The 16272-nt window shown below is 60.3% G+C and carries 16 protein-coding genes; 4 read left to right on the forward strand and 12 right to left on the reverse strand.

The genetic code is table 11. From position 1 onward, the window contains the following. Positions 1-5 precede the first annotated feature (5 nt). Both AC1DXO_RS01695 and AC1DXO_RS01700 read right to left on the reverse strand, forming a co-directional pair. Positions 6-773, reverse strand: coding sequence for a prephenate dehydrogenase/arogenate dehydrogenase family protein (locus AC1DXO_RS01695; RefSeq protein ID WP_476976348.1), 768 nt, complete (start codon positions 771-773; stop codon positions 6-8). A 158-nt stretch (positions 774-931) separates the two neighbouring features. Beyond that, a complete protein-coding gene (locus tag AC1DXO_RS01700; RefSeq protein ID WP_476976349.1) occupies positions 932-1651 on the reverse strand; it encodes an EF-hand domain-containing protein in 720 nt (239 codons plus the stop codon). A 381-nt stretch (positions 1652-2032) separates the two neighbouring features. Between AC1DXO_RS01700 and AC1DXO_RS01705 the strand changes: the two genes are divergently transcribed. Both AC1DXO_RS01705 and AC1DXO_RS01710 read left to right on the forward strand, forming a co-directional pair. After that, on the forward strand, positions 2033-2611 hold the full coding sequence (locus AC1DXO_RS01705) for an EF-hand domain-containing protein (protein ID WP_476976350.1): 579 nt from the start codon (positions 2033-2035) through the stop codon (positions 2609-2611). An 84-nt stretch (positions 2612-2695) separates the two neighbouring features. Further along, complete coding sequence (locus AC1DXO_RS01710) at positions 2696-3175, forward strand: EF-hand domain-containing protein (RefSeq protein WP_476976351.1); 480 nt, start codon at positions 2696-2698, stop codon at positions 3173-3175. Between the two features lie 11 nt (positions 3176-3186). Here the strand turns inward: AC1DXO_RS01710 and AC1DXO_RS01715 are convergent, their stop codons facing one another. Both AC1DXO_RS01715 and AC1DXO_RS01720 read right to left on the reverse strand, forming a co-directional pair. Then, positions 3187-3630 (reverse strand): DUF805 domain-containing protein, encoded by a 444-nt coding sequence (locus AC1DXO_RS01715; protein ID WP_476976352.1) that lies wholly within the window; start codon positions 3628-3630, stop codon positions 3187-3189. Between the two features lie 100 nt (positions 3631-3730). Then, positions 3731-3934 carry a hypothetical protein gene (locus tag AC1DXO_RS01720; protein ID WP_476976353.1) on the reverse strand — a complete coding sequence of 68 codons (204 nt, stop codon included), beginning with the start codon at positions 3932-3934 and terminating at the stop codon, positions 3731-3733. A gap of 117 nt (positions 3935-4051) precedes the next feature. Between AC1DXO_RS01720 and AC1DXO_RS01725 the strand changes: the two genes are divergently transcribed. Next, entirely contained in the window at positions 4052-4396 is a 345-nt protein-coding gene (locus tag AC1DXO_RS01725) for an MmcQ/YjbR family DNA-binding protein (protein ID WP_476976354.1), read from the forward strand. On the opposite strand, the gene AC1DXO_RS01730 is transcribed toward AC1DXO_RS01725, so the two are convergent. The 3 genes from AC1DXO_RS01730 to AC1DXO_RS01740 all read right to left on the reverse strand — a co-directional run bounded on the left by AC1DXO_RS01730 (position 4386) and on the right by AC1DXO_RS01740 (position 7873). Then, positions 4386-5300 (reverse strand): VOC family protein, encoded by a 915-nt coding sequence (locus AC1DXO_RS01730; RefSeq protein WP_476976355.1) that lies wholly within the window; start codon positions 5298-5300, stop codon positions 4386-4388. The two genes, AC1DXO_RS01725 and AC1DXO_RS01730, sit on opposite strands and share 11 nt — an antisense overlap. 8 nt (positions 5301-5308) lie before the next feature. Then, positions 5309-6460, reverse strand: coding sequence for a Gfo/Idh/MocA family protein (locus tag AC1DXO_RS01735; RefSeq protein WP_476976356.1), 1152 nt, complete (start codon positions 6458-6460; stop codon positions 5309-5311). Between the two features lie 243 nt (positions 6461-6703). Continuing rightward, positions 6704-7873 carry an SGNH/GDSL hydrolase family protein gene (locus AC1DXO_RS01740; RefSeq protein WP_476976357.1) on the reverse strand — a complete coding sequence of 390 codons (1170 nt, stop codon included), beginning with the start codon at positions 7871-7873 and terminating at the stop codon, positions 6704-6706. A gap of 164 nt (positions 7874-8037) precedes the next feature. Between AC1DXO_RS01740 and AC1DXO_RS01745 the strand changes: the two genes are divergently transcribed. Then, positions 8038-8481, forward strand: a complete 444-nt coding sequence (locus AC1DXO_RS01745) for a response regulator (protein WP_476976358.1) — start codon at positions 8038-8040, stop codon at positions 8479-8481. On the opposite strand, the gene AC1DXO_RS01750 is transcribed toward AC1DXO_RS01745, so the two are convergent. From AC1DXO_RS01750 to AC1DXO_RS01770, 5 genes are all read right to left on the reverse strand, one after another. Next, the gene (locus AC1DXO_RS01750; RefSeq protein ID WP_476976359.1) at positions 8478-9389 is read right to left on the reverse strand and encodes a surface lipoprotein assembly modifier; all 912 of its coding nucleotides are present in this window, start codon (positions 9387-9389) and stop codon (positions 8478-8480) included. The genes AC1DXO_RS01745 and AC1DXO_RS01750 overlap by 4 nt on opposite strands. A gap of 59 nt (positions 9390-9448) precedes the next feature. Continuing rightward, the gene (locus AC1DXO_RS01755) at positions 9449-10927 is read right to left on the reverse strand and encodes a tryptophan halogenase family protein (protein WP_476976360.1); all 1479 of its coding nucleotides are present in this window, start codon (positions 10925-10927) and stop codon (positions 9449-9451) included. Positions 10928-10946: 19 nt separating this feature from the next. Beyond that, on the reverse strand, positions 10947-11978 hold the full coding sequence (locus AC1DXO_RS01760; protein WP_476976361.1) for a cupin-like domain-containing protein: 1032 nt from the start codon (positions 11976-11978) through the stop codon (positions 10947-10949). Beyond that, on the reverse strand, positions 11978-12706 hold the full coding sequence (locus tag AC1DXO_RS01765; RefSeq protein WP_476976362.1) for a SapC family protein: 729 nt from the start codon (positions 12704-12706) through the stop codon (positions 11978-11980). Before AC1DXO_RS01765 ends, AC1DXO_RS01760 begins: the two co-directional genes overlap by 1 nt. A gap of 88 nt (positions 12707-12794) precedes the next feature. Continuing rightward, complete coding sequence (locus AC1DXO_RS01770; protein ID WP_476976363.1) at positions 12795-15908, reverse strand: TonB-dependent receptor; 3114 nt, start codon at positions 15906-15908, stop codon at positions 12795-12797. Positions 15909-16272 lie beyond the last annotated feature (364 nt).

Genomic DNA, 16272 nt, shown 5'->3' on the forward strand with positions numbered 1-16272 from the left:
CGGGATTATTTCCCGGACCCGTTGCCATCATGCGCTTCCAGGCGATTGCGCAACGCATCGATCTCATGGAAGAACCGCTTGCGCACCTCGGCGGCGAACGGATTGTCGCGTTCGATGCTGAGGAACAGTTCGTCGGAATCGCCCGACACCAGCCCGACCCCCTGCATCATCAGATCGTACGACCGCGTCGTATGCACCGTCGGCAGGGGCTCCAGCCCGCTCAGCACCTTGGCAATCAGGTGGGTCAGGCCCTGCACGGCCGCCAGGGCCTTGTCGTGCTGTTCTGGCGACGCCACCGATACCTTCAGGTCCAGTGTATCGCGGAAAAAGCGGATGATCGGCGCCAGTCGTCGCACCCTGACCGGACAGACGACGATTTCCAGGTCGTGGATGCCCTTGCGCGCCGATTGCGGCCCGAACAAGGGATGGGTGCACAGGATATAGGCGCTCTTCGGCAGGGCGTCCTCCAGCCACCTGGCCGGCTTCATCTTGACCGAGCCGACGTCGATGACCAGGGCACGCGGATGAACGAAGGGCGCGATCCGCTCGGCCAGGGCCTTCATGGTGCGGATGGGCGTGGCCAGGACAACGATGCGGCAGGCGGCGGCTTCCTCGAAATCGACCAGAAAGACGTTGTTGCGCTTGGCGAAGGCCCGCGCCTGCGGGCTCGGATCGTGGGCATAGATATCGAAATAGGGCGACAGGTGTTTGACGATCAGGCGGCCAAATGCCCCCAATCCGAACAGACCCAGTTTATGAACCTTCTTGTACACCTGCGCGCCGCCCCAAGACCGAAACCGGTCAAAAAAAGAATTTGCGCCCTTAACACAGGGGGATGCTTATGGCGAGATAAAACACGCGTGGCTTGCCTAATTCCGGGGCGCTTTTTTGCAGGTTTATGCCGCGTCGGCGTAAACCTATGCCTTCAATCCTAATTGTTTCCGAAAAAATGTTTTTTCTTGTCCTTCTTGCCCGCTTCGGGCGGAGGCGCCTCGGAGGCCAGTTGCGCCGGCGTCTTGGGCAGTTCATCGGCGGTGATGGCGCCGTCGCCATTGACGTCGAGAATGGAAAAGCGCTGGACGCTGGCCGCGACCCATTCGTCAATCGATACGCGGAAATCGAGATTGGAATCGGCGGCGCGGATCGGCTGCGGTTCATCGATCAGGCCGTATTGCGAGGCGCCCTGGACCTTCTTGATGTAGCGGTTGTCATTCGGGCTCTGATTGGCGCCCATATCGGGATCGGGCTGGCGGGCACGATAGACAGGTTGCGCGATGCGCGGATCGATGCGGGTGATTTCCGGTGCGATCCGGGTCTCGTAGTTCGTATTCTCGGGGCTGTTGACAAAGTGGTCGCGATTAACGTCCAGCTTCTGGAAGAAGGCCGCACTGTCCTCGAGGAATTCCGTCTGGCTGATCTTGCCGTCCTTGTCCGCATCGGCCTGGGCAAACCACACGGCAACCGGATAGGGCTGGCCCGCGGCGGCTCGGAAAGGCTGGCCGGCGGGCGAGAAGAACACGGTCTGACCTACGCCCGTGCCGATATAACCGCCACCAGGGGGCGGGGCGGGTTGGGCCATGGCGCTGACGGCCCCGAACGTGAGGGTGCCGAACGCGAGGGACAGGCTGATGGCGAGGGCGGTTGTGCGCATGAGGCGGCTCATCTTCGGGCGGTTACGGAAGGACAAGAGGGTCGGGTGTGGCTTAGGCACGCTTTATGGTCAAATTCGGGCGCGGATTCGAGACTAACCAATCGGCCGCGCGTATGCAAGCGGAGCGGTGCACCGGCAAGACATGCCCGGCAAATATTGACCATGGAAAATGTGTACATATTTTGTGTTGTGTATGTAATGGACCCAGGCTAGTGTTGTTTAACGTGAGGTTGGATTGTGTTTAAGGTATTTCAGTATTGAAATATGCGTTAAAATAATATCTTGTTAATTGGGAAATTGTTTCCTTTGCTGTGCCGGTAAGTCTGCCGGCTTCATGTAGAGGAGAGCAAGATGACGATCGGATCTGTATCCGGATCTCAAATGAGCTGGTCTGTCGCCCAGACACGACCCTCCGGACCACTGCCCATGCCGCCGCAAAGCGCGTCCAGGGCTTCCGGCGGCTCAACAGGGGCGAGCGGAACCACCACGGAAAATGCCGGCTTCTTCCAGGGTGGCATGGCGCCCGACACCATGGCGGGCCTGCTGCAGGCCCAGGGCGCGGGCGGCGGCTTCACCCCGCCTTCGCTGTCGGACATGGACAGCGATGGTGACGGCAGCCTGACCCAGGCCGAGTTCGAATCCTACGGCACCTCGGTGCACGGCGATACGAACACCAGCAAGGCCGACGAACAGTTCAGCAAGATGGACACGGACGGCGACGGTACGGTTACCTCGGACGAAAAAGATACGTTCGACGCCATGATGAAATCCCAAGGGCCGGGTGGGCCACGCGGTCCTGGCAAGCCGGAGGAGGCCGCTGAGGCTTCGACCACGCAGACGACATCGTCCCAGGACCTGACGGCCCTGATGCAGGAGCTTCTGACGGCGCTGGACGCCTACAGATCGAGCACCGCGGCGACAGTCTCTGCGGCCACAACCACAACCTCGATCGCTGCGTGATAATAAACCGGTCCGGCAACCTATCCATGAACGAGACATTAAGGCTGACGATGTAAGACTGACCGTCTCGCATCCGGTGTCAGAATGACCAGCTCCATCTCGACCATATCTGCTACGAAAGGCGTCAGCGCCCAGCAGCTCATGCTTCAGCACAAGCTGTTCAAGCAACTCGACAGCAATGGCGACAAGGCGATTTCCCTGAAAGACCTCAAGGATTCGCAGATCCTGGGCAAGCTTGGCAAGACAAAGAACAACAGCGAGGTCGAAGGCGTTTTCGACAAGCTGGATGCCGATCAGAACGGTTCGCTCAGCGAAAATGAAAGCCGCAGCTATTTCACCGACGCCCTGAAGGCGTCGCCGGCTACTCAGGCCCTGGTGACCCTGATGGTCAGCCAGGAAAAAGAGGCGGCGGCGCCGACCTGGTCTTCATGGCTGTCGAATGTTTATGACAATCAGCGTCAGCTGAAATCCCTGCACAGCGACAGCGTGAAGGCGGCCGAAACCAAGCGCCATGCCGCGGTCAGCGCCTGGAAAACGGCCCACGGCCTCAATAAATGGGTCTGACGACACGCAGTTCAAGCAACCGGATCGCTGGTCCAGGTCGATCTTCCACGTCCCAGCTTGAGGGGACTGGGGCCGTACTTGTTGTCGAAGGGCAGGCCCGCCTGGCAAAAGAAGACCAGCAACACAATGCCGCCAAACGGCACAAAGGCAATCAACAGCCAGACCGCGGTATGGTTTGCGTCGTGCAGACGGCGGAATCTCATGGCCCAAAGCGGAATAAAGTAAGCCAGGAATCCCAAAGCCAAGACGATGGCGCCGATGCCGCTGACCAACGGAAACTGGCCCTCGACATGATTTGGACCTTCGATCGCAGCCCCGGCAAAGATGATTGCAAAAGAGGCGATTAAGAAAAGAATGAATGACAGATAGAACCACCAGAATTCCGAACGCGATGCCCGCCCTTCGAAATTGAAGTAGTTTTTGAACCCACTCTGGATCGCTTGCGTCATATTCATAGTTTGCCCCTTCACTATGGCGCCGGCACGCCGGCGCGAGATCCGCCTGATGCCGATCTTGTGAACGAAACTATGACATAGGGCAAAAGTGCTTGGAAGCCTAAAACCGGCCGCCCAGATACTCGCGCCGGAACGTCGTCCAGCAATAGTCGAGCAGCAGATAGAAGAACACGGTCTTCACATAGGGCACGGTCACAAACCCGGTGAAATACTGGACCGGAATGGCGATGGCCAGTGTTGCGATCATGATCCATCCGGCCAGGATGATCTTTTTCGGCAGCAGCAATTTATCAAGCAGGGACATGGTACGCGTCGCAAAAACATAAGGGGACGATAAAGATTAATATCATCCGGGAAGATTGCCAATAGGTTAATTTGGTAACCGGCTTTACGCCCGGCACGAGTATGTTACCGTGGGGGTATGAACCGGGATTTCGTCAATTCTGTCTGCGCCGCCCTGCCCGGGGCAGAAGTTTCCGACCCATGGGGCGGAGGCCATGACGCGTGGAAGGTCGGCGGCAAGATGTTCGCCGTCACTGGAGCAGTGTCGCCGGGTGTGTCGGTCAAGACCGCCGATGTCGAAACCGCCGAAATGCTGATCGAGGCCGGCATCGGCCAGCGCGCGGCCTATCTGCACCGTTCATGGATTCAAATGCCGTGGGGTGTCGACGCCGACGAGGTGCGGGGGCGGATTGTCGATTCCTACCGCCTGATCCGCGCCGCTCTGCCGAAGAAAGTCCAGGCCGCTTTGGGACCTATTCCTTAGGATCCTCCGCCGTAAACGGTGAGCAGCACGGCGTTCCTACTGCCTTCAGTTCCATGATCTCGGCCCGCGTCCCGTCCGGGTCATACAGGTTCAGCTGCCACTTGGCGTCGCGGCCGATTTTCGGCAGTTCGCTCTGACCTTCCAGCCGGCCGCCGTTCCACAACAGCGTATAGGCCGCCTCGATATTGGGCACGCCCAGCGAAAAATGGTTCAGCACCCCAGCCGTCTTCTGGCTCATACCCTCCGGAATGCCCTTCCCATCCACCGGACCGGCGATCATATATTCGATCCAGTCGGTGCCGTCGGGCACCTGCTGTGATATCCAGGTCGGCTTGTCCTCTTCGAAGCCGCCGAACCAGTAGGGTTTGAAGCCCAGTATCTCGCGGAAGAAGCCGTCCTCCTTCGCCCGGTCGTGGATGATATAACCGACATGAATGATCCGCCCGGCCAGCGGATTGACCGGCACCGCAGGCAAGACCGCAGGCGCCTGGACGAACTCGACGCGGTTGCCTTCCGGATCGCTGACCGAGAAATAACGGCTGCCATCGCTGGCCTTCGTCACTGCGGCCGGCACAGCCACTTTCTTCGCCGCCAGATACTGCCGCAACGCTTCCGCGTCAGCCGTCGCGAAGGCGACATGGTCGAGCCGGTTGCGGCCGGCATCGGCGGGCAGGGGCAGGACCTCGACATACTGGCTTGCCGACAGATAGTAACGCACACCAGCCGGATTTTCCGGATCGACGCCTTTCATGGCGCCCAGATTGTGCGTGTAAAAGACTTCGGTCTTTGCCGGATCGGCGCTGTAGACGGCGATATGCGACACGCCGGTGATCTGAGGCCGGACGGGTGCTGCGGCTGCAGCCGGAAGAGCCGCAAAGGCCAGCAGGGCGAATAACACTTTCATAACGGACCTCATAATTTGACGATCGCGCCGTCGGCATCCGCGCTGCGGTAGATGGCCTGGATCAGCCGGATATCGCGTAGTCCCATGTCGCCGCCGGTCAGGTGCGGCGTATTGCTCAAGGCTGCCTGCGAGAAGCCATCGATCTGGCCGACAAACTGGTTCGCCGCATTGCCGGCGCGGATCTGCTGCGACACGAAGTCCGCATGCTGCACCGTCATGCCGATATTGCCATAGTCCATCGATGGCGTCAGGCAGATATTGCCCTGCGCGCCAAACAACTGCTGGCGGCTGCTGTAGTGGTAACAATAGGATGACGAGCCTTGCGCCGAAATGCCCGATGGGAAACGCAGGCGCCACTCGACCCCGCCCTCGACCTCGGTAAAGCGTGGATCGCCCTTCGGCGTCGAATAAACAGCCGTCACCGAAGTCGGTTCTTCGCCCGCCGCCCACAGGCAGGCATTGAGGGCATAGATGCCGATGTCGTACATCGATCCGCCGCCGGCCAGGGCCTTCTGCAGCCGCCATTTGTGCGGCGGATAGTCCGGATTGGCCGAGAAACCGGCGTCGCCGGATACATGGCGCAAGGCGCCGATTTCGCCGGCCTTAAGGCGGCGGATGGCCTCGACATTGTTGGGTTCGAAATGGACACGGTAGGCGACGCCAAGCTGGCGGTTGGCAGCCTTAGCGGCGGCGATCATCGCCTCGCATTCGGCGACCGTCGCTGCCATCGGCTTTTCACATAACACGTGCTTGCCGGCCTTCAGCGCCCGGATGGCGTATTCCGCGTGCAGGGCGACGGGCAGGGCGATATAGACGACGTCGATCTCCTTGTCGTCGGCGATACGGTCGAAGTTGTTGTAATCATAGAACCGGCTGACCCCGTAATGGGCGCCCAGGTCGCGTGCTTTTTGTGGATTACCCGACACGAAGGCCGTCATGCGCGACTTCGCCGACGATCCGAAGACGGGCATGATCTGGCCGGTGGCGAAGGTGCCCAGGCCGACAATGGCCCAGCGGGCGCGGTTGGCGAAAGGTTCGGGCACGGGTGGATTGCCCAGCAAGGGCTGGCCTTCGGCCTTTCCGGTTGCAGCGGCGGCGGAATTGGCCAGCCAGGGCAGGGCCCCGGCCGCAAACAACAGGCCACGACGGTCAATGGTCATGATATCCTCCCAGATATTTTCCCGGGAGTTAACCACCTTGCCGGCATAGGGTCAAACCTATTAACGCCGATAAGTCTGACTTATACCAACCTGCACAGATACTGACACGTAAGGTGCAGGTTGGTATTCGCTTTTTTTCAGCTCAAGCGCCGTCGCACGGGCGCCCCCGATGGCTCCTCGCATAGCTCGGGCGGGCGGTCGCCCTTGCCAAGCTGCAATGAGTCAGCGTCATTGCAGCTTGTATTATTTAAACCATTTCAGCGGCACGGCGTCCGCAATAGCCTTGTTGCCCTCGGCGCTGGGGTGCAGATGATCACCACAATCGTACAGGGCCAGCATCTTGCCGGGCACGGCCGGGTCCTCCAGAGCCCTGTCGAAATCGGCGACGCCGTCAAATACCGTCTGGCTGCGAATCCACGCATTGACTGCCTGGCGGATCTTCTCCTTGTCCTCCGAAAAGTAATCCTTGATCGTCGTGTCGCGAAACGGCATCAGCGTCCCGACATAGATCTTCAGGCCGCGGTCGTGCGCCCGCTCGGCCAACTGGCTCAATCCGTCCTCGATCGCCTGGGCCGACTGGAACTGTTCCGGCGGCGCCCCGGCCCCGACCTGGCCGATATCGTTGATCCCCAGCGCTACAATGACGGCGCCGACATTGGGTTGCGCCAGCACATCGCTGTCGAAGCGGGCTAGGCCGGCGATGCCGAACGCGGCCCAGCCACCGTTATTGGCCAGGCGGTTGCCACTGATCGCGGCATTGGCGACGCCCATATCGATCTTCTTGTCCTTGAAGCGCTGTCCCAGATAATCCGGCCAGGTGGCGTTGATATCGTTCAAGGGGCCCACACCATCCGTGATCGAATCGCCGAACAGGACCACGGTCTTTTTTGCCTTCGAGCCGCTGACCTCGACCTCGCTGAGCCACAACCACGACTGGCCGCTGGGCGGATTGGCGGCAAGATTGCTTAGCGTCTCGGATGCGACCTGGTTGCCGGTAGCAAAATAGGCGGCGTTGCGCTGAACCACATGCATGGTGCCGGTCTTGACCGGCCCCGCGGCATAGAGGCTGACCGACAGGTCGCTATAGGGCGCGACCGTGAAGGCGATGGGATCGCTCAGGACCTGGGCGCCCGGCGCGATGGTGACGCCGGTCTGGCCCTGGAAGGTGACGCCTCGGCTGGCATCCGGCACGATGGCGCTGCCCGTCGCGCGCGGCGCCACAGAAATGGCGTCTATATGCAGGGGCGTCGTGCCATACATGTTCGACAGGCGCAGGCGCAGGCCGGTGCCGCCGGCACTGACATGGACGACCTGACGGACCGTGGTGTCCTTCAGTTCGACCGGGTCCCATCCGTTGGGCTCGGGAGCGGCGTACCAGGTCGGCACCCAGACGGCTGGCTTCGACTTGGCCAATGCTGGCCCCGACGGAGCCAGAACCAGTAAACAGCACGCCACGAGCGCGCCTAAGCCCTGTAACTTCATACCTAATCTCTCCCTTTGCCAGGCCAAAACCGTTGTTTAACGCTTTTGCTCTATCCTGTTTTGAAGCCATTCCTTATTGGCGCGAAAGAACGCTTATGTCGATACCGTTGAAGATTACAGAAAACGGCGGTGTTTCCGCCGAAGACGCTCGCCGTCGCCAGCGCCGCTCGATTGCCGGTTTGAAGATCCTCCTGGCCGAAGATCAGGAAATGGTCCGCGACCTGATAAGCGTGGTTTTATCAAGGGAATTGATCGATGTCACGGCCGTCAACGATGGCGTCGCCGCCGTTGAAGCGGCCTCCAGCCAGGTCTTTGATCTCATCCTGCTCGACATGCAGATGCCCATCATGGGCGGACTTGAAGCCACCAAGCGCCTGCGCGATGCCGGGGCCACGGTTCCGATCCTGGCCCTCACATCCAATGTCATGAAGCGTGACATCGCCAAATGTCATGCCGCCGGCATGGACGGCCATATCGCCAAGCCGTTTTCGCCGGAAAATCTTGTAAGCGCCATCAAGGCCGCCGTTTACGACGCTTAAAAAGCTGCGCCGATGCGCACCGTGGCGACCTGTTGGCCGTAGTCGGCCGACGGCAGGTTGGAGGCGTAATCGCCGGCGGCATAGTCGGTGCTCAGTGTCAGCCTATGTCCGATCGCCATTTCCAGATGCCCCAGAAGTCCGGTTCGCCGGTCATGCCGGGCCGCGCCGATCGATGCCGTCACGCCCTCGTAGCGCCGGTCCTCGTATTGCCACGTCAGTTGTCCGGTTACGACGTGCGCCTGCCAGCGGAATTTGCGACCGGCTTTTAATCGCAAAGCGTTGCTGTCGAAGCTGAACGGGCTGGCGTTCGCCGTTTCGTTGCTATGGCGCACGCCGGCGGACAGGTAGTTGGCGGCGCCTGACAGATAATAGTAGCCATCCAATGACAGGGTCTGGTTGACGGCATCGCGCTGCGGCCGGCCATCATAGGTGCGTTCGCTGCGGGCATAGGCGCCGCGCAACTGGTAGGTCGTGCCAAAGTTCCGGCTCAGGATCGCCGCCACCTGATGCGTGGACGAAAATCCGTTTCCGGCCAGAAAATTACGGACATAGCGCCCGTTCAGACTGGCCGTGACGCCGCCGAAATGGTGATCCAGTTGCGCCGATGCCGCATGACTTTGCAGATTGAACGCTGTAAAATCCTGGTGCCGTGTCTGGGTCAGGTCGTAATTAAAGCTCAGGTCCGTCGCCTGGCCGACCGGCGCTTTCCAGCCGATCTGGGCTTCCAGGACGGCGGCGATATCACCGACATGGCTGACCCGGTCGATCTCGTCGATCGTGACATTGCTGTCGTACTGCAGCCCGGCGCTGATCTCGCCGGAAAAGCGGTGGGGCGCCTCGGCCGCTGCAGTGCTACTCGCCGTAAGCCATGCGATCGTCAGTATCGGCGTGAAAAAGCGCGCGGACATGACGCCGAACCTCTCGAAAGTATTGTACGGACCGTCCATAGCATGATCGGCCCGCCAGGTCAGGCCAGATACTCGCGGATAAAGGTTCCATGGTCGGGCAGGTTGTCGACGGCGCGCGCAATGTGCGCCTTCAGTCCGCTCAAGGATTGCGCCATCTGGTCGCGCTTCGTCAACCGCCCGAGATGGTGCCAGGCCTGGGGTTCCAGGCCCTGGCCCAGCAGGACCTGCAGCCAGGAATCGAGGCGGAACAGGTCGTCCGGCGCCTGATAGGCAATGCCGTTCTCGACGAACAGCTCGATCCGTTCGGTCAGGCTGTCGGGAACGGGCATGGCGGCGCGATCCCGCCAGAAGGCGGTGTCGTCGCGCTGGTTGACCTTGTAATGCAGCACGACGAAATCGCGGACCCTTTCCAGTTCATTCCGCGCCATGTCGTTAAAACGCCGGACGACGGAGTCGGTGATGCCGGTAAACGGGAACAGCTGGATCAGACGGGTGACGCCGATCTGAAACAGATGGATGCTGGTCGATTCCAGCGGTTCGATAAAGCCACTCGACAGGCCCAGTGTGATGCAGTTCTTGTTCCAGCTCAGCAGCCGGCGGCCGGTCTGGTAGCGCACCTGGCGCGGTTCCGCCAAACGCGGCGCATCCAGCATGCCCAGCAGCCGGTCGTGAGCTTCGTCGTCCGAAAGATAGTGGCTGCAATAGACCAGACCATTGCCCACCCGGCTTTGCAGGGGAATGCGCCAACGCCAGCCCTCGCCATGGGCGACCGCGCGCGTGTAGGGCGTCAGTGGCCCGGCCGATTCCGTCGGCACAGCCAGGGCGCGATCGGTCGGCAGCCAGTGGCTCCAGTCCTCATAGCCGGTCTTCAGGGTCTGTTCGATCAGCAGGCCGCGGAAGCCCGTGCAGTCGATGAACAGGTCGCCCTCGACGCGCGTTCCGGACTCCAGCACCAGGGCGGTGATGTCGCCGGACTGCGGGTCCTGCTCGACTTGCGCGATCTTGCCCTCGACGCGTTTGACGCCTTCCGGCTCGACCAACTTGCGCAGATATTGCCCATAGAGTGACGCGTCGAAATGATAGGCGTAGTTGAGGCGCTCCTTGTCCGAGGTGCGGAATTTGTTGGCCTCTGCCGCCTGCAATTCGTAGCAATAATCGCCGATATCGCCGGCCACGCCATCGGCCCGGGCCTGCAGCCACAGGTGATGGAAGGGGACCAGCCAGGTCGACTTGCCGACTTCGCCGAAGGAGTGGATATAGCGGTCGCCGTCGCGCGCCCAGTTTTCGAAAGCGATGCCCAGCTTGAAGGTGGCGTTGGTGGCGCGCATGAAGTCGCGCTCATCCAGCCTGAGCAGGCGGTGAAACGCACCAATCGTCGGAATCGTCGCTTCACCGACACCGACTATGCCGATTTCTTCCGACTCGACCAGGGTGATGTCGAGCAGGGGGCCCAGCATCCGGCTGAGCGCCGCCGCGGCACACCATCCCGCGCTGCCGCCGCCGGCCACGACGACCTTCCTGATGACCTGTCCCTGCATGCTCGGTTTCCTATTCTCGTCAGCGATTCAGTTTGTTCAGCAGGGCCGCGCGCATGCGGCGTGCCTTCATCTCATCCATCGGCGCCAGATTGCCGCGCGCAGCCTCGGGCAGGTGGGCGGCCGGCCGTTCGGCGTCGCCGAAGATGTAATAGTCGAACACGGCGCGCCAGGCGTCCTTTTCCGGCTGTGGCCGATCACGCAGCGACATCAGGGCCAGCAGCAGGCTGTTCATCGGTGTATCCATGAAGGCCGGCGTCGTATTCCACCAGTAATTGACCAGGATATTGAAGGATGCCAGGGCTTCGACATGGTGCCACCACAGGGCGGGATAGAAGAGGACGTCGCCAGGCTCCATCTCGGCGACCTGGCCCTGCGCCATCGCATCGCGAAACCGCGGATAGCGCCCGAAATCCGGATCACGGAAATCGACCATGCTGACCACCTGGCCGCCTGGCGTCGGTTCCAGCGGGCCGGGATAGAGATTCTCGATCTGGGCCGGTGGGAACAGGGTGAAGCGACGACGGCCGGCGACGCAGACGGCGAGATTGTGCGACATGTCGTAATGGCAGGTCGCCGTGGTTCGGTTGCCGATCCAGATGCTGGCGAGCGGCGGGTTGCGCTCGAACATAGCGTGATTGAGCACGAGATCGTTCTGGTCGCGAAAGCCCGGCAGGTAGAGACTGAGATCGGTCGAACCGATGTAGAAGGAGGGCGGGGCTGCGTCGTCAAGGTGGCCGGAGATCTGGTCGAGAAAGGCGTCGAGTTGGATACGGGCGGCAGCGTAGTTCATGCCGCTGATGTCGGCATTGTAGAAAAAGCGCCCACCGATCTCCGGCGCGCCGGTATAGCCGGTAACCGGACGGCCCTGGTAGAAGGACTTGAGGTAGTCCATGGCGGTATTTGCCGAGTCCAGGCCTGCCCTGACCACGGGCCAGCCGACGGCCACGCCCTTCAGAATCACCGGTGTCTGGGCGGCCATCAATTCGTCATATGGAATGCGATCGGGCGCGATGCTGGTCAATTCCCGGGTTCGAACTGGGATATGTGCCATTAAACGCCCTTACGCCGGCGATTTTTCATCTCTATAAGGCGCTGAAAATTGTTCATGGACGTAAGAACATGAAATGCCGAAGCCAGGAAACCTGCTGAATTTAAACGTTCCAGAGTCGCGCCGTCGAGTTGACTAAGACCCTCCTGGCTGATCGAAAAGAAGTCCGGCAGGTGGTATCGCGTCTCTTCATCGAGGTTGATATCGATATTCAGCGGCGCCAAAAGGCCTGCCTCCAGGAAGGCTGAAAACATGGCATTGCCGATTTCAACGCCGGCATGCAGTACACGCAGGGTCTGCGTGACGCGCTCCAATACAGGGGCATTTCCGCCGTGGGGAAGGAACAGGGGTTCGCCTTCGCTGCGGCTAATGCGCGGATGATCAAGGTCGACCATGATCATCGGTTCCTTCTGCACCTGTCCATCTGCATCGTGATCACGGAAGCCGATCAGGAACGGGCCGCGAGCCTGGATGGCCGGCACATAGCGCGCCTGCCATTTGCCATCCTGAAGATAGAGATTTTCGTCCTTGTCCAGGCCGGTGAGGGCAAAGGCTTGAAATCCACCATTTGCCGACTGGCGAAACAGAATCGGATATTCGCGCTGGACCTCGGCAAACTCGGTTGGGACCACCAGGACCAGGTTTACATCGTCGGCGGCAGAAGCGGTCCCATCGATACTCAACCGTAAATCATGATGCTCTACGTTGTCGAGAAGAACCGGGTGGGCCATTGTGTCGAATTCCTGAAGCTTGATATCTATAAAAAATAAGGCCGCGGCGAGCCGCGGCCTTATCCGTGACAGCTAGGCTGCCAGCATATTAGAACTTGTAGCGCAAGCCAAGTTGATAGCGTGAGTCAAGTTCCTGAGCGAAGTAGATGTTGGAGGTGTCACGGCCATACTGACGGATGTGCGCCTTGTTGAGGTTCAGCCCCTCAAAGGTCACTTGTAAGGCCGATGTCAGCTGGTAGTTGACCGCGGCGTCAATCGTTCCGAACGCCTCGGTGTAGAGTGGATCGGTCTGTGAACCGATGTTCGAAGCCGCGATGAACTTGTCGCGCCAGTTGTACGAGATGCGGCCCGAGAGCGCGCCTTTGTCGTAGATGGCGGTTACGTTATACGTGTTCGACAGGCCGAGCAGCGGGAACTGCTGAGTACCCGGAGGCGCCGAGTTGTTGAAGCCGATGTCGCCATTGACGGTTGTCAAGCTGCCCGAAACGCCAAAGCCAGTGTCAGAGAAGAAGTGCTGGAAGGCAAATTCGAAGCCGTGCAGGTTAGCCGTCTTGTTGTTCACCGGAATGTTGGTGTCGAACTGGAACAGCGGATCGTTGGCGTCAGCGGAGATGTCATAGGCGGCAAGGGTCGAGTCAACGAAGGCCTGATCGAGATTGCCACCGACGAGGTGGGATTGATACTCAGTTGTGGCAGCGGCGACGTTACCGTTGTTCTTGACGATCAGAGCCGTCATGGTGAACAGGTTCACGTCGGTCGCGCTTTGGCTTATGCCGCTCAACGCTGTCCTGGCCGAGCCTGAGCGCGAACCGGCAGCACCCGAGGACGGGTCACGCAGACCGAACCAATTTTGGGTCACGCGGCCGGTGCCGACGAAGTTGGCGACGTCCTTGTTGTAGAAGCCGGCCGACACATAGCTGTCCTTGCCATAGTACCACTCGACCGAGAAGTCGACATTGCTCGATTCCAGCGGCAGCAGGGCAGGGTTGCCGGAGTTGGCTGTCGGGTTGGTCCCGTTGGCCGTCGGGCGCGGAGGCGTGCCGACTGCGGTCGTGGCGTACATGTTGCCGAAGGCCGGACGCGCGATGGTCTTCGAGAACGAAGCCCGGGCAACCATGTCACTGCGGAAATTCCACGAGATATCCAGGTTTGGCAGCCAGTTATCATAGTCTGCCGTGCTGAGCACTGTGGAAATGCCGGTTCCGAAGTCCGTCGTAAAGTCGTTATCCGCCGTCCAGCGAATGCCGGTCGGTACGCTTTGCAGCGCCGACGCGTGAACCTCGGTCTTTTCATAGCGCAGACCGGCGACGATGCTGGCCGGCTGACCCAGGAAGTCACCCTTCATTGAGAACTGGCCGTACGCGGCAGTAACCCGCTCTTCAATCTGGTTGGCCGTCACCGACGCGTTGGGGATCTGTGCATGATACAGAGCCGACCCCGCCAGAGCCTTGTATATGTCGAGCGCATTGCCGCGGAAGGCGATGTTCGACTGACCCGGCGAGAAGTCCTCGAACAGGCCGCCAAGGTCGTAGGTCGTCATCAAGCCCGGAGCATACTGAGCGACATCGCCCGGATGCGAGATGCCCCAGTCACCCAGCGCCTGATAGGTGCCGCCGGTGGTGGTTTTCATCGTGGTCTTGTACTTGTCGATACCGGCGTCGAAGCGGCTGTCGCCGTCGAAGTCGTAGCTGAAATCGACCTTGACCTCGAAGATTTCCTCTTCCTGGCTGTTGGTCGCCGTACGGCCAACCTGGGTGCCGAGGTCACCCACATCGAGCTTGCCGTTATTGTTGCCGCGCAAAGCGTCATTGACGGTGTAGGCCTGGACGGGAATTTCGCCGTTGAAATCGACCGAATGTTGCGACACGACCGGCGCGCCGATCGAGATCATCACCGAGCTGGTGCCGTTCGGGTTGTTGGGCGTAGCCTTTCCGAACGAATCGTGGACATCCGCGGTCAGGGTCATCTTGTCGTTGATGTTCCACTTGGCGTTGAAGCCCGTGGATTCCAGTGTGCTCTTCTGGCCCAGCAACTGCTGTTCGAAGCCGATGTCCTTCACGCCGTTTTCGTTTTCTTGCAGATAAAGGGCGTTATAGATGCCGGATTCACCCTTGACGAAGGTGATCTTGTCGAACGGACGGTTAAACCAGTTGGTCTGTTCAGCGCGTTGTTCAGAACCTTCGTTAACAACGTAAATATAGTCGGCCGTCAGCAGCAGGTCTTCCATCGGACGGTACTGGACCGTAGCGCCGATATTGGTGCGCTGATTGTGCGTCTGCGACAGGGCATAGCGGCTGTCGTTCGGATAGGCGACGTAGGAACCGGCCGGCGGCGCATTGGTGATCTGCGTCAGCAGGGTGGTTTGGTCTGCGGCGTAACGCAGGCGGCCGTTGCCGGGAGCGTAGAACTGGGCGACCGGGTCAAGATTCCAGGCGTTCTGGGTAGCCTGGCGGGTTGCGACGTCCTTTTCCGAATACTGGGCGAACAGGGCGACGCCAAAGGTCTTGGAGTCATCGGCCCAGCTGTAGGCGCCGGTGACTTCCGGAGTCCAATCCTTGCCGTCGACCATATTGTCGCCGTGCAGAGCCTTGACCGACAGCGAACCGGTCGAGCCGGACTTGTTGATCGGACGCAGAGTCTTGATGTTCAGCGTGGCGCCGATGCCGCCGGAGGCGATGTTGGCCTTGCCGGTCTTGTAGACTTCGAAGCCTGCGATGCTGTCCGAGGCGATGTTCGAGAAGTCGAAGTTACGCGAACCGCCGCCGGCGAAGGTGTTGCCGGTACCGATAAGGTCGATGCTGGCGGTCGGCATGACGCGGCCGTTCAGGGTCACCAGGTTGAAGCCCGGGCCAAAACCGCGGACAGTAACCTTCGAGCCTTCGCCGTTGACGCGGTCGATCGAGACGCCCGGAATACGCTGGACGGATTCGGCCAGGTTGGTGTCCGGATACTTGCCGATGTCTTCAGACGTAATCGCGTCGACGACGCCCGCGGAGTTCCGCTTGATGTTCATCGAACGCTGCAGCGAACCGCGGATACCCGTGACGACGACGACGGTTTCGTCGCCTGCCGGGGCAGCAGCCGGAGCGGCATCCTGAGCCATGGTTTGACCGGCCATGGCGGATAGGGCCAGGGTCGAAACCCCACCCAGGAAGGCAGCGCGGACGGCTCCCTTCAGTCTGTTACGCGATACTGTTCTCATGTGACTTCTCCCAATCTTCTCATTGATTTAAACTGGTGCGGCTGTCCGCCCGGACGCCTTGTTTTTGCATTTCCGAGGCGATAACCTGCCTGGAACAGACGCACCCTTCGATATCCGGTGTTGGTGTTCGCTACCGGTAGCGAAGTCTCTTCAAGACGCACGGACGCATAGCGTCCGCACGACGTGAATTCTGGTCATGGTCATGACTGATCGAGCCCCGGCGGTTATCGCGCGGCGCGGATGCAGCATGCCTTTGAAAACTCTGATAGATACGCTCCGGATTCGACCGGATAAGCTGCGCATCGCGCAACTGTGCAGGCTCTCGCCTTCCTGCAGTCCATATATCCTCCCAACAATTGTCGCC

The sequence above is a fragment of the Asticcacaulis sp. P2_C5 genome, assembly GCF_056404555.1.

Coding starts and splice junctions, on each gene's coding strand:
- AC1DXO_RS01710 (WP_476976351.1), top strand. CDS start 2,696: ATGACCAGCTCCATCTCGACCATATCTGCTACGAAAGGCGTCAGCGCC.
- AC1DXO_RS01750 (WP_476976359.1), bottom strand. CDS start 9,389: ATGTCCGCGCGCTTTTTCACGCCGATACTGACGATCGCATGGCTTACG.
- AC1DXO_RS01725 (WP_476976354.1), top strand. CDS start 4,052: ATGAACCGGGATTTCGTCAATTCTGTCTGCGCCGCCCTGCCCGGGGCA.
- AC1DXO_RS01765 (WP_476976362.1), bottom strand. CDS start 12,706: ATGGCCCACCCGGTTCTTCTCGACAACGTAGAGCATCATGATTTACGG.
- AC1DXO_RS01770 (WP_476976363.1), bottom strand. CDS start 15,908: ATGAGAACAGTATCGCGTAACAGACTGAAGGGAGCCGTCCGCGCTGCC.
- AC1DXO_RS01720 (WP_476976353.1), bottom strand. CDS start 3,934: ATGTCCCTGCTTGATAAATTGCTGCTGCCGAAAAAGATCATCCTGGCC.
- AC1DXO_RS01700 (WP_476976349.1), bottom strand. CDS start 1,651: ATGCGCACAACCGCCCTCGCCATCAGCCTGTCCCTCGCGTTCGGCACC.
- AC1DXO_RS01730 (WP_476976355.1), bottom strand. CDS start 5,300: ATGAAAGTGTTATTCGCCCTGCTGGCCTTTGCGGCTCTTCCGGCTGCA.
- AC1DXO_RS01715 (WP_476976352.1), bottom strand. CDS start 3,630: ATGAATATGACGCAAGCGATCCAGAGTGGGTTCAAAAACTACTTCAAT.
- AC1DXO_RS01760 (WP_476976361.1), bottom strand. CDS start 11,978: ATGGCACATATCCCAGTTCGAACCCGGGAATTGACCAGCATCGCGCCC.
- AC1DXO_RS01745 (WP_476976358.1), top strand. CDS start 8,038: ATGTCGATACCGTTGAAGATTACAGAAAACGGCGGTGTTTCCGCCGAA.
- AC1DXO_RS01755 (WP_476976360.1), bottom strand. CDS start 10,927: ATGCAGGGACAGGTCATCAGGAAGGTCGTCGTGGCCGGCGGCGGCAGC.
- AC1DXO_RS01735 (WP_476976356.1), bottom strand. CDS start 6,460: ATGACCATTGACCGTCGTGGCCTGTTGTTTGCGGCCGGGGCCCTGCCC.
- AC1DXO_RS01705 (WP_476976350.1), top strand. CDS start 2,033: ATGAGCTGGTCTGTCGCCCAGACACGACCCTCCGGACCACTGCCCATG.